Raw genomic sequence first — 15374 nt, 5'->3', positions numbered from 1 at the left:
TATAACATAATTGTTCTATTTAAACAAAATGCAAGTTAAATCATTTTAATTAAATAAAAATCATTTTAAAATATATAAGTAAGTATGGGTTATTATTAAATATATGCTCATTACAAAATACAATATAAATAATATCTATTAATATCTAAAGAATGACCAAGGTGAATAAATTATTATTAATACTGTTTCTTGCAGTTATGCCTTTTGTTGTATCTAAAGGACAAGATGTTGCGATAAAGTCGAATCTTCTTTACGATTTAACAACCACTATTAATTTAGGTGTAGAGGCTGGATTAAATGACAAATGGACTTTGGACCTCTCAGGAAATTACAATCCATGGACTTTCTCCAATAATAAAAAGTGGAAACACTGGCTCGTGCAACCTGAAGTAAAATATTGGTTTTGCGAAAAATTTAATGGTAGTAGTTTAGGCGCTCATCTGCTTGGTGGACAGGGTAATGCCGGCAATGTAGATATTCCAATAAATTTTTTAGGTACAGACTTTAGAGTTTTTAGAGATCACCGTTTTGAAGGGTGGTTTGTTGGAGGAGGTATCGCCTACAATCATTCATGGATGCTTAGCGACAGGTGGAATCTGGAAGCCGGAGTTGGTGTTGGGTATATACGTTTCGACTACGACAAATACGAGTGTGCTACATGTGGATCGTGGGTCAGACAAGGTGTTAAAGACTATTTCGGGTTTACAAAACTCGCAGTAAACATTGTTTATATTATTAAATAAAAAGGAGGAAAAGATGAACAAGATATATTACGTTATAAGCCTGACTCTGTTTTTATTTATAACACTAAGCAGTACGGCGCAAACCAATTATTCCGAACAGATAACAGTAAGGGATTCTATAAATAAACAGAACAATGATCTGGTAGTGAATCTGGATGTTATACTGGATAAACTGCAAATCAAATCAGACCACATGATTGTTCTTACCCCTGTAATCAGATCACAGGATCAATTAAAATCGAAAGAACTTCCTAAAATAGTTATCACCGGAAATCGAAAAGATAGATCGCTGCGACGCAGCTTACTTATCTCCAAAAAAGATGTTTTCAATGGTGAACCTTACAGTATTGTTAATCGTAAAAATAAGACTACGCAAACTGTAAATTATAGCACAAGTGTGCCTGCTGAAGATTGGATGAAAAACGGTTCGCTGATTTTACAGGAGAATGTTTCAGGATGTGCTTTTTGCGAACTGGTTAACAGCGAGAACTTACTAATGTCGCCCATACTCAAAGAAACGTTTATCCCTCGATATAAAACAAACTTTATCAGCCCTGATGTAGAAAAAATCAAAGCAAGAAATGAAGTGAGCGAACTATATTTAAGCTTTAAGATTGGAAGCTGGGTAATAGATATGCCTTTAGGGAATAATACGAATGAAATTAAAAAATTTGATGATTTATACAATACCGTTCTCAAAAATGACGATCTGACAATAACAAACATCAATATCGTAGGCTTTTCTTCTCCTGATGGCAGTTTCGATGTTAACATGAGATTGTCAGAAAGAAGAGCCAAAGCTACGGCTGAATTCCTCGAGAAACGTCATAATATATCCAACAATCTCATTTCTGTGGATTGGAAAGGTGAAGACTGGGACGGTTTGACAAAGATTTTAGAAACTGCCGATATAGCCGGTAAAGATAAAGTATTGGAAATCATCCGTAAGACTAATATACACGATGGTCGCGAATCTGAAATAATGAAACTGGAAGGAGGTAATGTGTACAGACAATTGCTTAACGAAGTATTTCCGGGTTTAAGACGTATAACCTGTACAATTAATTATCAGGTAGCCAGCTTCGATGTAGAGAAAGCTAAAGAGGCTTTCGTCTCAAGCCCCAAATTACTCAGCCTGAATGAAATATATCTGTTGGCTAATAGTTATCCTAAAGGCTCTGCCGAATCAGAGAATATTTACCTCAAAGCAGTTCAGATATTTCCCAACAATCCGCTAACAGCAGTCAATGCCGCAGGGATAGAAATAGAGCATGGTAACATTGAAGAAGCAATGCAAATTATCGAAAAAGTGAAAAATGATCCGATAGCATGGAACAATCTGGGTATCATAATGGCAGAAAACAAGAGGTATGACGAAGCCAAAGAATATTTTATGAAAGCGTCTCAAAATGGGGTTTCCGAAGCAACTGATAATTTATCGCAAATAAATAAGTTTTTGGACGAATGAAGACTATAACTAAAATAGAGGATTGAATATATCAAATAGTATTAATTAAAATTATCGAAAATTATGAAAAAGTTAAAGTATTTAGTTTTTATACTCGCGAGCATAGGACTGTTTGCTTGCAGTAGCAATGACGATGAAGCAGGGGTGACACCGGGTACAGGAAAAAAGAAAACGGTGACTTTACAGCTTGATGGCATTGTCTCACAAATAAGCAAATCGATCGCAAACAAATCAACAGCAGGTGTAATCACATTGAATGATGTAACTATTCTACTGACAGACGGGACGAATATTTATGAAAAAAAGACTATTTTAAATTCAAGTTCAGATTTTGCCATTATAACAACCGGAAGCGGTTACGTATTTCACCAATTGGATCCTGCTATCAACAAAGTAATAGTTTTAGGAAACACTACCGGTGAAACACTCAATTATACCAATGTAGCATCTGTAAAAAGTAGTGTGATGCAAGCTGCGGATGAGCAGGATAAAAATAATATCCTTTTGTATGGGGAAAATATATTAACTCCGTCTACAGAGACACAACCTACTCCTCATCCATTGGATGATACCGATTATTTTACAACAACCGTCAATCTGTCGGCATTGGTTTCACGCGTCGAAATAGGTAAAATACAATGTTCGGATTTAGGAAACACTTATTCTTCATTTAAACTGGTAGGTCTTGGTCTGGTAGATATTTACCAACAAGTTAATGTCGATGGTACAGGCGTGAGCGAAAAACTTTCTATATATACCGGACTTGGCAGCATGGGTAAAATATATGAGCCGGGATTGGCAAGCCCTCCTGTAGGACTATATGAGTTTGGTAATGCACCGGCTATATCATGGGCATACAATGCTATTTCACCGATTCCGACGCTTACATCCGGTAGTAATTCATACTATGCTGAAGGAGATATTACGAAAGTATTTGCTTATAACTTTATTCCTGTAGCAGGTACGTTCCCGAATGTGAAAATACGTCTTATGGATGTGACACGTGTGGATAATAGCCCTACACAATTCTCTTATGTTGCGACAAGAAGCTTTAGTGGTGCAGGAGTTGATAACACACATCCTAAACCGGGGTATATTTATCAATTTGACTTGGTATTTACCGAAAGCAATATTGGCCCTTGGGATCCGGATTCAAGAATCTGTATAGCCGTGAACGTGACTGTAAGTAGTTGGGTTATACAAGCTCTTACACCAACATTCTATTAATCAAGATACAACATATAATATTAATCTCCGGGAGTTTTAATCCCGGAGATATAATAATAAAATTGAAGGAGATTATATAATTCCAAAATTTTAACAATACTATTACGAATTAAATAAATATAGGCATATGAAATTGAAACACATGAGATTTATATTATTATCATTACTCGCTGTTTTGATGAGTGGATGCATCTCGGACGATTATGACGATTGCGAGCCTGCCTTTATCCATTTTAGCTATACGGGCGATGGGACTGCGCAAATTTTCGATCAGAAAATCGAGAAAGTAGATTTCTTTGTCTTCAATTCTGATAAGCGAAATATTCTGATTCAATCAGTAAGTAAAAGTGAACTTATGCAGAATCACGGAGTAAGACTCGATGTTCCTCCGGGAGATTATTATATATTATGCGTAGGTAATGCATTCGAAAATACATTAATAGAAACCGAACAAGGTGCGGATATGAACAAAATGCGTATTTCTAATCTAAACCTTATGGAAAAGAAAAATGCCCTCACCAATGATTCTTTATATTTCGGATATAAAAAAATAACAATACCCGACCTTGAACACTATTACAAAGTTGAAGATACTGTTCGCTTTGTCTCCAGCCACATCAAGGTGTATTTAGAAATAGGAGGAATCAGTAACACTGATGCTTCTGCGACAAAAGCATTTGCATCGGGGATGCCAAAGCTTATAATAAACAACTTGGCAGGTTCTATCGACTTCGAAAACCACCAGACCAAAGACCTTTATTCTTATTATCCAAAATTCCTGTATAATGCAGAACAGGAAGTCTATTATACAAAAATCAGTCTAATGCGTTTCCAAAAGGAATCGTCAGTAACTATAGGTTTGGAAGACTCTTCCGGGAAGCCTATATATAGTATGAAAATGACTGACTTTTTGAATAAATATGCACAATTTGATCTTGATAAAAACGAGGTTACAATAAATATCAGTATAGACTTTACACCCCAGGGTGTATCAGTGAAAGCACCCGATTGGAATATTGACAATGGTGTTAAACCCGAATTATAACAACAATATATTATAATTATGAAACCCTATAAAAAGAATATATCAATCTTATCGTTGATGCTAATGTTAATACTATGCTTCTCGGTTTCGTGCCGTGAAGATGGAGCGGATTATGATAACGATGGCTCTAAGGATGCTAATAGGATAACTATAAATATATCGTTGGAGGAAGTTACCGAAGCCAAGAATACTCTTAAAGCATTTGTCAATGGCGCATCCAGTACGCGGTTCGATTACAATACACTCAACAACCTGAATGTTGTTGTATATGTAAACAATGATGCTGCGTCACCGTATGTCTATTATTTTGATGCAACCACACACCCGTCGGGCTTTAATCTTCCTATGAGTGGAGGAACCTCGTCATTATCCATATATACAACTACAGCTTTCAGCGAAGTATATCTTGTGGGTAATTATGGCAGCGCGATCAGCAGAAGTTCTGTACTTACACCCAACGATCTCAAATCGCTAAGTGTTACCCTTCCGATGAATAATGCTCCCGACAAATCTGTTATGTTTGCCAAAGCTATCGACCAAGGGACAACAAATGGCGACGGAAGTAAAGTGTTCAATGCTGCCTTGGAGCGCAATATGGCTATGGTTACCGTCAGCCTGCATGGAAAAAACCTCAGGACAGGAGTAAGTATAAAACCGACAAGAATAAGTATAAATAATGTTCCGGCTACGATGACACTGGGGCAACCCAACAATAAAATAATTAATTCGACTGGATTGCGCGCGGGATATTCCCTCGTAGATAGCAATTGGCCGATCCTAAATAACGTAGACAGTCTTATAGGCTACAATACACATACTAGTACCGGGACTCTTGCATTATTCGCTTTTGAAAATATGCAGGGAACCGACAATTCGATAGCTAATCAGTTAAATAAAAAATCGGATATTAACCAGATGCCTTTTGCTACGTACGTCACAGTAGAGGCTCAGTATAGTTACGGTACCTTAAAGGGTGACATCACTTACAGGTTTTGTTTGGGAACGGATATAACCCAAAATTATGATCTGATTCGCAATAAGCATTATATATTATCCCTTTACCTTTCGGATTGGGGAGGAGCACAGGAGGGAGGACGGATCAGCGCCAATACTCTCGTTACGGGAACAGGGCAAGGGGTCAACTGGCGGGTATTAATGAATATGTACGATTATGGCTTTTCACAAACCGATTTTAACTTCGATGGACATATGAGTACGGGAGTTCTTCCGGTTTCCGGATCGAGTAAATTCTTTAATTTTCAGTATAATCCTGCTATAAATACGGCAAATGTATCGGAGCACTGGATTTTGACCACCAAAGCCAATAATACCTGGATACCAATGGAAACAGGTTCAGCAGACGCGATAAAGAATAATCAGTTTACCTATTTTATCAAGCCGTGGCGATATACAGATCCCGGTTTCCCTAAACTTGACACTGATAAACAATACAGGGAGTGTACAATTACAATAGTAAAATCAAACGGAACTAGTCCACAAACTGTAGTCTTTCGCCAATGGGCACCGATCAGATTATCCAGCACGCTCTATATGGAACGCTTCGATGAGGGTAAGACTACATTAGCCAGCAATCTGGCATGGGGGTATCAAGGAACAACTACTCTGCCATCGGGTTTTGTCTATTGGACAGCCGGAGGGGCTGATAATCAGCAGGGACTTGTGAATACACAAAGACTGGGCACTACCTCGCCCGCAGCAACATATACGCTACGAAAAGGTGGATTTGATATAGCCGGTGTAAGTCCTTCTATTTTAGCATCTCAGTTTAAACCTGCGGCATACTATCTGCCTTCGTCTGCCGAAATGGATACAGTGGCAAGCTTTGTTGTCGATATTTTTAACCCAGCCTATACAGGTATGGATGTGGTAGATAAAACTATCGATTATTGGTCTTCCTCGGCCAATAATGCGGGAGGAACCTACTATTGGAACAAAACGACAGCGGTACGAACCTTGACAACGACACGCACAGGAATTAAAAAAGTTCGGGCTGTATATCGTCCATCAAAAGATACACCGTAATAAAAAATAAGGAGAGTTTAAATAGGTACAGCTGAATATATAGAGCTTGATTTGAATGATTTGAATAAAGCAAAAGCCCAATATGTTATATTCACGTGTAATGCGTATAGCAATGGTGCTATTTCTCCAAATTTAGTTGTTGGTTGGATGAATTGGGCTCATAAGATGAAAATATCGCAAAAGACAGGAGTAGCTTACGATCCTTCTTGCGTACAACATCAGGTAAGAGTATCTCAAAGCCTATCCAAGGGTCTTGTTTTTGGCTTACTGGATGTTCGATACCGAGAGATAATCTGGCTTGAAATGCCTTTTGGCGGACAATTAGTTGCTAATATGAATACAGAAGTTGTAGAGACTTTACTAAAAAAAATACAGAGTAAAACAACAATTGGTAATCTGCTTGCGATTAAAGCAAATGCTCAGGGCATGTCTATTGTGTATACGCAGGAAGCAGATGAAATTTACACGATGCAATGGGCGATGAATACAGCGGCAGTAACTAAGTTATTGATCGATTAATTAAATGAAAGCAATCATATTTCAAAAAAAGAAATATGATTGCTTTGTTTCTTGCTGATTATCAAAGCTAAAGAGCAAATATTTATTTTATTTTTCAAACCTAGCTTCCACACTCCCCATATCTCTGAGAATAGAACTATCCAAAACCTTAGCATAATGCTGTGTCATTTTTGTATTAGAGTGCCCTAAAATCTTGGCCACATTTTCTAAAGAGACATTATTGGCGAGCATAACAACCGTTGCGCAGGTATGACGGGCAACGTGCATTGTCAATCGTTTTGTAATACCACATAAATCGGCAATCTCTTTGAAATAGCAGTTGATCAAACTAAACAAGCTATATATCAGAGTTTTATAAAGGTGCGAAATTCGAGAAGTAACGATTTGGAAACGGTTCTTTTAACAGGTCTTCGCATAGTATTACATGTGCCGACTAACTCTTTTATACAAAGGTAAGCAAAGATTTTGTTATGCAAAAATATCTAGCGGATGCTTCGTTATATCAGTTCAAAACAGTGGATGCGTTCCAAAAGATTCGAAGGGAAAAGAACTGTTTGGTTTCCTGATAAACTTTTAAATTTATCTTAATAACATACTGTATTTCAAACATTAATCTGATATTCTTTAACGAATAACACAAAAAGAGAGGCTGCCTATTTATTTTTTGGACAACCTCTTATTTTTATTTACCAACGATCAATAACCTTTATTCTGTTTATATAAACCTGGAATATAGTTTAACTGATTGTAAGGAATAGGAAAAAATTCGTTCTTACCCGCAGTAAAACGTGCATCTTTATAGTATGCAGCATACGATTGTGTTACAGTGTTGTTACCAAGATCAGTATAAGTGAAGGAAACATTCTTTTCCTTGTCGTAAAATTTATTTAGAGTTTCGCCAGCTATACCCCAGCGTCTTAGGTCAAAGAAGCGACTACTTTCCATTGCCATTTCCAGTCTACGTTCCCATTGCAAAGCCTTTCGGGCATAGTCTTTGTTTGCAAAATTTGGATATGCTTTGATCTCACAATAATCTTTTGCATAAGGAATATATTTTTCTACCGAATTTGCTGCCCGCGTGCGTATATCATTTATAATGGTAAGGGCTCCAGCCAATTCACCTAGTTCTACAAGCGCCTCAGCTCTCATCAACATAACATCGGTGTAACGAAAAACATAATCGTTTTGGTTCACAGCCTGCCACGAACCGTTATATGTTACATAAGTACTATTAACAGGTACATTTTCTTTCAAAGAACTGTAATAACCATATGTGTTAGGAGTACGGGTGTTTTCGTAAGTGAAAATAGTATTCATATCATATTTGTATGGAAATCCGGGGATAGCAACCGTATGAAATAAGCGAGGGTCACACTTTTGCCCCGATGTTTTAGCAGCCTCAGGATACCATGTCGTATTATTAAACGTATCGAACATAGGCAAACCGTTTTCTGTTTTGAAAGCATTCACCAGATTTTGCGACGGCTTATGAAAATCCCATCCGCAGGTAAATAAACCCCAGGTCGCATTTAATGTATTACTCCAATTGGCACGCCCATAGACAGTATTATCATCTAAAGAATGTTGAACTGCAAAAATAGATTCTCTACCGTTTCTTTGGTCAGGCATAAAGATTTCTCCAAAGTCTGATGCATAACCATAATTAGTAGCTGTAGTCATTACAAAATCAGTATAATCAATAACTTTTTTCATTTGTGCTGCATCTACATTGGTTACTTGATATTCCGAGCCTTGTGGATACGCAAGGATCAAATGACATTTAGCCAGATAGCAGGCAGCCGCAGTTTTACTTACACGGGAAGCCGCTTCGGGATAAGTATCCAATGTTTTATATGCTGAGTCAAAATCCTCCATTATTTTCCCGATCAGTTCTTCATACGAATATTCATCGTTGCGTGTACTCTCATGTGAATTATTTATAACTACATTTTCATCTATCCAAGGCACTTGTCTATATAGAGAAATAAGCTTAAAGTAAAAATGACCTCTCAGAAAACGGACTTCCGCCATGCGTTTTTTCGCTTTTTCACTTCCTAATACTGCCTCTCCATACTCATTCAGTGAAATTATAGCCCTGTTGCAACGAGAAACGGCAACATATAAACGATACCATAATTCGTCCATGTGATCGGGGTTGGATGCCGATAATGCAGAAAATATATCTATCGGATGGTAGTTCGTATCTCCGGTGCTCCCTCCTCCTTTATAAGCATCGTCGGATGCAACGTCTCCATATGGCCATAGATTGAAAGGATATGTGTACCAATCGTCACCCAGCACAGCATAGGCTGATGTTACCATGGCTTCGGGTTGCGAATATGCATAGTCCTGATCTACGACAGCCGTAGGTGAAACATCAATAAAATCATCACAGCTATATGCACAAATTACAATAGCTATAGCGAATATATATTTTTTCATTTTCTTAAAATTATTATTAGTTAAAACGATACTTGAACACCTAATGTAAATGATGTAGGAATAGGATATCTCCATGCAGCATTTTCGGGATCCTCAGCTGTAAAGCCATTACTTTTTAATGTCAACAGATTTTGTCCGCTAACATATATACGAGCGTTATCAGCTGCGATCTTTTTACTTAGCGAAGGTGGAATGCTATACCCTACTTGCAGCATTCTTAATTTACAATAACTTCCATTTTCTACAAAATAGCTCGAAAAGCGTCCTTCATCAGCAGTATTATTTGTTGTTAATGCCGGAATAGTAGAACTAGTGTTGGTTGGACTCCAAGCATCTAATAAGCGGCTTCCTTTGTTCGCACCCACATCGTTTACACTCCAAAAATCGGTCTGGTACTTTTGAACGTTTTCCACATCTACATCATGAACTCCTTGCCAGAACATTTGGAAATCAAATTTCTTATAGGATAACGAAAAGTTTAGTCCATAAGCAAATGCCGGAACAGGATCGAGAATCCAAGTTCGGTCGGCAGCTGTAATTTCTCCATCTTTAGTGATATCCGCAAACTTCAGCCCACCTACACGGGCATTTGTCTGTCCCGAAGCATCCACTTCGTCCTGTGTCTGGAATAATCCGTCAGCAACATATCCTACCCGAGAGCCATAAGCGCGTCCTATTAAATTTTCAGTGTTGGTATGTTCATAAGAACCGGTTGCCGTGGCAGGCAAATAGGTCACTTTACTACGGAAAAAATCCACATTTCCATTAACATCTATCGATAGATCATTATTCAGACTTTTACGATAACCTATCGAAAATTCCATACCCTTGTTTCTTAACGAAGGACCGTTTGCCCAACTAACACCACCTTCGCCTTTAGCTCCCAGATAAGCGGGAGAAATAAGCATATCGGTCACATCTTTTATATAAGCATCTATATTACCATATATTGATTGATTCAGTAAAGTAAAATCAAGACCTATATTATATTGTTCGGCTGTTTCCCATTTCAAATTATCATTTGCAGTCTGAGTTATTCTATAACCCGATGGGAAAAGCCCTGAACCGATTCCGTAAATATCGTATGCAGTAGACGTAACCCGATCGCTGCCATAATCAGCCTGATAAAGCCCATAACGAGCCGTATTGCTGATTTCCTGATTTCCGGTTTTCCCCCACGAAGCACGCAGTTTCAAATCGTCTATCCCCGATATCCCTTTCATAAATGATTCGTCAGAAATACGCCAGCCGGCAGTAACAGCAGGGAATGTCGCATACCTGTTATCTTTTCCGAAACGACTCGAGCCGTCTTTACGTATAGTAAATGATGCCAGATAGCGATTCATGAAATTATAGTCGATTTTACCGAAAAATGAAACTAATGAAAAACCCGATTGATTTCCTGTAACCGTTGTAGTACCTGTACCTGCATTAGGCCACATGTAATCGGGGGTTTCAATAGCAAATTCTTTAATATTATTATAAGAGTCGACCCGAGTCTGTCTATATAATTCATTACCTCCCAATAAGGAAATGTTATGTTTTTTATCTATTTCGAAATTATAATTAACGGTATTAGACCAGTTCCATTTAGTATCCTGAGCGTTAGTTATAGACACCTCCGCTGTGTTATTTGCAATGATATCTGAAACAAAAGTATGTGTCAGGTTACGTCTGAACTCACTATCGTAGTCGAGACCAAAGTTAGAACGAAACAAAAATCCTTTCCATGGTTTTATATCTACATAAGCATTACCAAACAAACGCCAGAATGTAGACTGATTGTCTTTATTATGATAAAGTTGGCGAACAGGGTTTTGACGATCGGGCATCGATCCGATAGGCCCCCCGAATGTCACTCCGTCGGTTTCGTACACAGGGATGATCGAAGCCATTTTCAGTGCATTTTCCATCACACCGGGATCATCCACCTGTTTAGTATAGGTTACAGTAAAGTTCTCTCCTACTGTGATTATTTTGTGCACATTGTAAGATGAATTCATACGTGCAGAAAGGGAACTGAAATTTGTATATCTTAATATTCCACCATTGTTTTTATATCCTAACGAGAACATTGTCGAACCTTTTTCTGAACCTGTAGATAGTGAAAGGTCGTAATTTTGTAGAATACCCGTTCTTGATATTTCATCCATCCAGTCGGTATTACTAGCCCGCATTGTTTGTGTTGAATTTAAATAACCTGAATATATACCGGGAGTAATAGAGAAATCCCTTAATGCTGATCCCGATCCGGTAACTGTGTAACCATAGTTTCGGGAATAGGCTGTAGGGTCGATACCATCATTAAGAGCTGCTTGCACAAGAACCTTTCCGTATTGGTCTGTATCGAGCAATTTCATTTTAGAACTGAAGTATTGAGCTGTTACAGAGGCTAGAAAATCTACTTTCAATTTCTGATTATTTTTACCCTTTTTGGTCGTTATAATAATCACACCATTTGCAGCACGCGAGCCATAGATAGAAGCAGATGCAGCATCTTTCAAAACCTGCATACTTTCTATATCATTTGTATTTAAAGAATTCAGTGTAGATGTGGTAGGTACTCCATCGATTACAAATAGAGGATCCTGACTGGATTGAAGGGAACCGATACCTCTTATCCTAATTGTTCCTGTACCAGAAGGGCTACCATCGTTTGTCACTGTCATACCTGCAACTCTTCCCTGCAACGCTCGTATAGGATCAGTATCAGCAGATGTTTTCAGATCATTTATAGACACTACTGCAACAGCACCTGTCAGGTCAGCCTTTTTCTGAGTTGAATAGCCTGTTACAATTACTTCGTCTAATAAAGCCTGATCTTCTGTTAAAGAAATATTAATAACGTCTCCATTTTTCGCCGATATCTCTTGTGTTTTCATACCAATCATAGAGAATACCAATACTCCTTTTTCTGCTTTCATTTGAATCTGAAATCTTCCATCAGCATCTGTTGATACTCCGTTCGTAGTTCCTTTTTCTACTACACTTACACCGATCAGCTCGATGCCATCGTCAGCAGATACAACTACACCTGTTACTCCTGTAGTTTGAGCAAAAATAAGTGATGGAAGAACAAATAGGAAAATGATTGAAAATATAAATTTCAACCTGATTAAGTGCTTTCGTTTCTTCATGGATAATTAAATTTTATAAGTTAAAAAACTTTAGGTTCATGGTTCTGCAAATCTAAAGAGGTTGGAAATAAAAGTATATAATGAATGTAGCAGATGCATGTAAAAATGTTGCAAGAGTGAATTATTTTCAGGTCATGCAACATTTTTACTATCGTTCGCAACATCTGTTATAGCCTTAATCTGTAATTAAAATTTTCTTTGTACTGAGACATAGAATAATCTTAATTTCTATATCTATGCATACATTCGAGTTAACAGTATACCATAATCTAAGTTAAATATCTAACTCATATAAATTTTAATATATACTTAATATCAAAACCATGAAAAAAATTCTAAAATCAGTCGCATGCCTGACTTTGGTTCTGCTAGTTAGTTGCTCATCAAAAGATATTCCGATTGATGACTTCGAATCGGGAACCTTCGACGGATGGATGGTCGAGGGCGATGCTTTCGGCTCAACGCCCACAAAAGGATCATATTCTGATCAGCAGGAAGTAAAAGGATTCGAAGGAAACTATTTAGCCAATAGCTTTAACGGAGGAGACATTTCTATCGGAAAACTTACTTCAAAAGAGTTTGTTATCGAAAGAGATTACATCAACTTTCTTTTAGGAGGAGGTGTCGGTCCTAATACGTATATCGAACTGGTAGTCGATGGGAAAAGTGTTCTTAAAGCACATGCTATGACTAACGGAGATACACTAAGCAGAATGACCTGGGATGTAAAAGCTTATAGAGGGAAATCGGCTGTGATTCGCATTGTAGACAATGATAGTAGCGGCTGGGGACATATTTTAGCAGATCAAATCGAAATGAGTAATACCGAAAAAAGCAGTGTCTTATTGAATCATTCAATATCATTCGATGTAAGCCAAAAATATATACTTATTCCTATACAAGACGAAAGTCCGGCAATTCCGGTTTCACTTGATGTAGACGGACAAGTTATTGGTGTACCGATGAATATTCGCATTGCTCAAACTAAAGTTGACTATTGGATACCGATACCTGTAGAACAGTATAAAGGACAAAAGGTAACTTTAACTCTAGCTAATGTAAACAAAGAAGATATAGGCTATACTCAAATCAATCAATCCGACAGATTCGATTTCGATTATAATGAAAAATATCGTCCCAGTTATCACTACACACCTCAATATGGCTGGATGAATGACCCGAACGGAATGGTCTATTACGATGGTGAGTATCATTTATTCTACCAATATAATCCCTACGGATCTCTATGGGGTAATATGACCTGGGGGCATGCCGTAAGCAAAGACTTACTCACATGGGAATATCTGTCTGCGGGTATTGTGCCCGATTTGTTAGGAGCCATTTTCTCGGGAAGTGCGGTAATAGACAAAGATAATACCGCAGGATTTGGTAAAGATGCCATGATTGCCATTTACACATCAGCCGGAAAAACCCAAACTCAAAGTATTGCTTACAGCACCGATAGAGGACGTACATTTACTAAATACAATAATAATCCTGTATTGGCAGACCCTGATATTGTAGACTTCCGCGACCCGAAAGTAATGTGGCACGAGGCTTCTCAAAAATGGGTGATGACGTTGGCAACTTCGCAAACAATTACGTTCTATGGTTCTAAAGATTTAAAAGCATGGGAAAAATTAAGCGAGTTTGGCGAAGGAATTGGAGCTCATGGCGGCGTATGGGAATGCCCCGACTTATTTCCCCTTACTTATAATGGGCAAACTAAATGGGTACTAATTGTAAGCATCAACCCCGGCGGCCCTAATGGAGGTAGCGCGACTCAATATTTCGTAGGAAACTTTGATGGTAAAACATTTAAAGCTGACAACATGCCTTACCCCCTTTGGTTAGATTACGGATGTGATAATTATGCTGGTGTGACATGGAGTAATGTTCCTGCCAGTGACGGACGACGCTTATTTATCGGTTGGATGAACAACTGGGCTTATGCGGAGCGCCCACTGCCCATCACTCATTTCAGAAGTGCAATGACTTTGCCCCGTGAATTAAAACTGGTACATAATGGCAAACATTTGGTTGTTGCTAATCCTCCGATAGAAGGAATCGTAGATTTAAGAAGTGATAAGAAATCATTGGGAGATATAAAAATAGACACATCTTATTCCATCGATAAATTGCTAGATAATAATAGTGGGGCTTACGAAATAGAAATGAGCGTGAAAGCTAATAGTGCAAAACGCTTTACATTCAAACTGTCTAACAGGATGCAGGAGAAAATGGTTTTCTCTTTTGATATTGAAAATGAAAGCCTAAGTATAGACAGGTCAAAAAGCGGGAATGTCAATTTCTGCGACAATTTCGCATTACCAAAGATCGAAGCCCCTCTTGTGAAAAAGGATACATACAAAATCCGCCTTTTCATAGATAAAGCTTCTTCCGAATTGTTCGTTAATGACGGAAGCCTTGTCTCCACAAATATAATGTTCCCGACCGAGCCGTATAATACACTAACGTTCGAGAGCGAAAGTGAAATAAATATAGAAAATATATTCATATATAAGATTAAGTAGTTACAAGTAATTAGTTACGAGTTACAAGACTGCTTATCAAATAATAAGTCAGTAGAAATATATCAATAAATATTTACAAGAACTTAAATAAAAAAATATGAAACAGAAAAGCATATATTTAGCATTAATTCCATTGATGTTATCATTCTTCGTTATGGGATTCGTAGACTTGGTTGGTATCGCGACCAATTATGTAAAGGCTGATTTTGCCTTGTC

At 37.8% G+C, this 15374-nt stretch carries 8 protein-coding genes and 3 pseudogenes; 8 read left to right on the top strand and 3 right to left on the bottom strand.

Annotated elements, in window-relative coordinates:
* Nucleotides 1–152 precede the first annotated feature (152 nt).
* The 6 genes and pseudogenes from G7Y57_RS11905 to G7Y57_RS11880 all read left to right on the top strand — a co-directional run.
* Nucleotides 153–743, top strand: a complete 591-nt coding sequence (locus tag G7Y57_RS11905) for a DUF3575 domain-containing protein (protein ID WP_165024301.1) — start codon at nucleotides 153–155, stop codon at nucleotides 741–743.
* A 13-nt stretch (nucleotides 744–756) separates the two neighbouring features.
* Entirely contained in the window at nucleotides 757–2211 is a 1455-nt protein-coding gene (locus G7Y57_RS11900) for a DUF3868 domain-containing protein (RefSeq protein WP_165024298.1), read from the top strand.
* A 63-nt stretch (nucleotides 2212–2274) separates the two neighbouring features.
* Nucleotides 2275–3438, top strand: a complete 1164-nt coding sequence (locus G7Y57_RS11895) for a hypothetical protein (protein WP_165024296.1) — start codon at nucleotides 2275–2277, stop codon at nucleotides 3436–3438.
* Nucleotides 3439–3565: 127 nt separating this feature from the next.
* Nucleotides 3566–4483, top strand: coding sequence for a FimB/Mfa2 family fimbrial subunit (locus G7Y57_RS11890; RefSeq protein WP_165024293.1), 918 nt, complete (start codon nucleotides 3566–3568; stop codon nucleotides 4481–4483).
* A gap of 18 nt (nucleotides 4484–4501) precedes the next feature.
* A complete protein-coding gene (locus G7Y57_RS11885) occupies nucleotides 4502–6526 on the top strand; it encodes a DUF4906 domain-containing protein (protein WP_165024291.1) in 2025 nt (674 codons plus the stop codon).
* A 24-nt stretch (nucleotides 6527–6550) separates the two neighbouring features.
* A pseudogene (locus G7Y57_RS11880) lies at nucleotides 6551–7045 on the top strand (hypothetical protein); the annotation flags it as partial.
* 87 nt (nucleotides 7046–7132) lie between these two features.
* On the opposite strand, the pseudogene G7Y57_RS11875 reads toward G7Y57_RS11880, so the two are convergent.
* The 3 genes and pseudogenes from G7Y57_RS11875 to G7Y57_RS11865 all read right to left on the bottom strand — a co-directional run.
* Nucleotides 7133–7369: pseudogene (locus tag G7Y57_RS11875) on the bottom strand (tyrosine-type recombinase/integrase); the annotation flags it as partial.
* Between the two features lie 372 nt (nucleotides 7370–7741).
* Entirely contained in the window at nucleotides 7742–9487 is a 1746-nt protein-coding gene (locus G7Y57_RS11870; protein WP_165024288.1) for a RagB/SusD family nutrient uptake outer membrane protein, read from the bottom strand.
* Nucleotides 9488–9507: 20 nt separating this feature from the next.
* Nucleotides 9508–12624 carry a SusC/RagA family TonB-linked outer membrane protein gene (locus tag G7Y57_RS11865; RefSeq protein ID WP_165024285.1) on the bottom strand — a complete coding sequence of 1039 codons (3117 nt, stop codon included), beginning with the start codon at nucleotides 12622–12624 and terminating at the stop codon, nucleotides 9508–9510.
* Nucleotides 12625–12947: 323 nt separating this feature from the next.
* On the opposite strand from G7Y57_RS11865, the gene G7Y57_RS11860 reads away from it, so the two are divergent.
* On the top strand, nucleotides 12948–15158 hold the full coding sequence (locus G7Y57_RS11860; RefSeq protein ID WP_165024283.1) for a GH32 C-terminal domain-containing protein: 2211 nt from the start codon (nucleotides 12948–12950) through the stop codon (nucleotides 15156–15158).
* A 97-nt stretch (nucleotides 15159–15255) separates the two neighbouring features.
* Nucleotides 15256–15374, top strand: a pseudogene (locus tag G7Y57_RS18015) (MFS transporter); the annotation flags it as partial.

This window comes from Dysgonomonas sp. ZJ279 (assembly GCF_011039205.1).
Classification (GTDB): Bacteria; Bacteroidota; Bacteroidia; order Bacteroidales; family Dysgonomonadaceae; genus Dysgonomonas.
The sequence above is the reverse complement of the archived record's forward strand: the minus strand, read 5'-3'. Positions and strand labels throughout refer to the sequence as shown.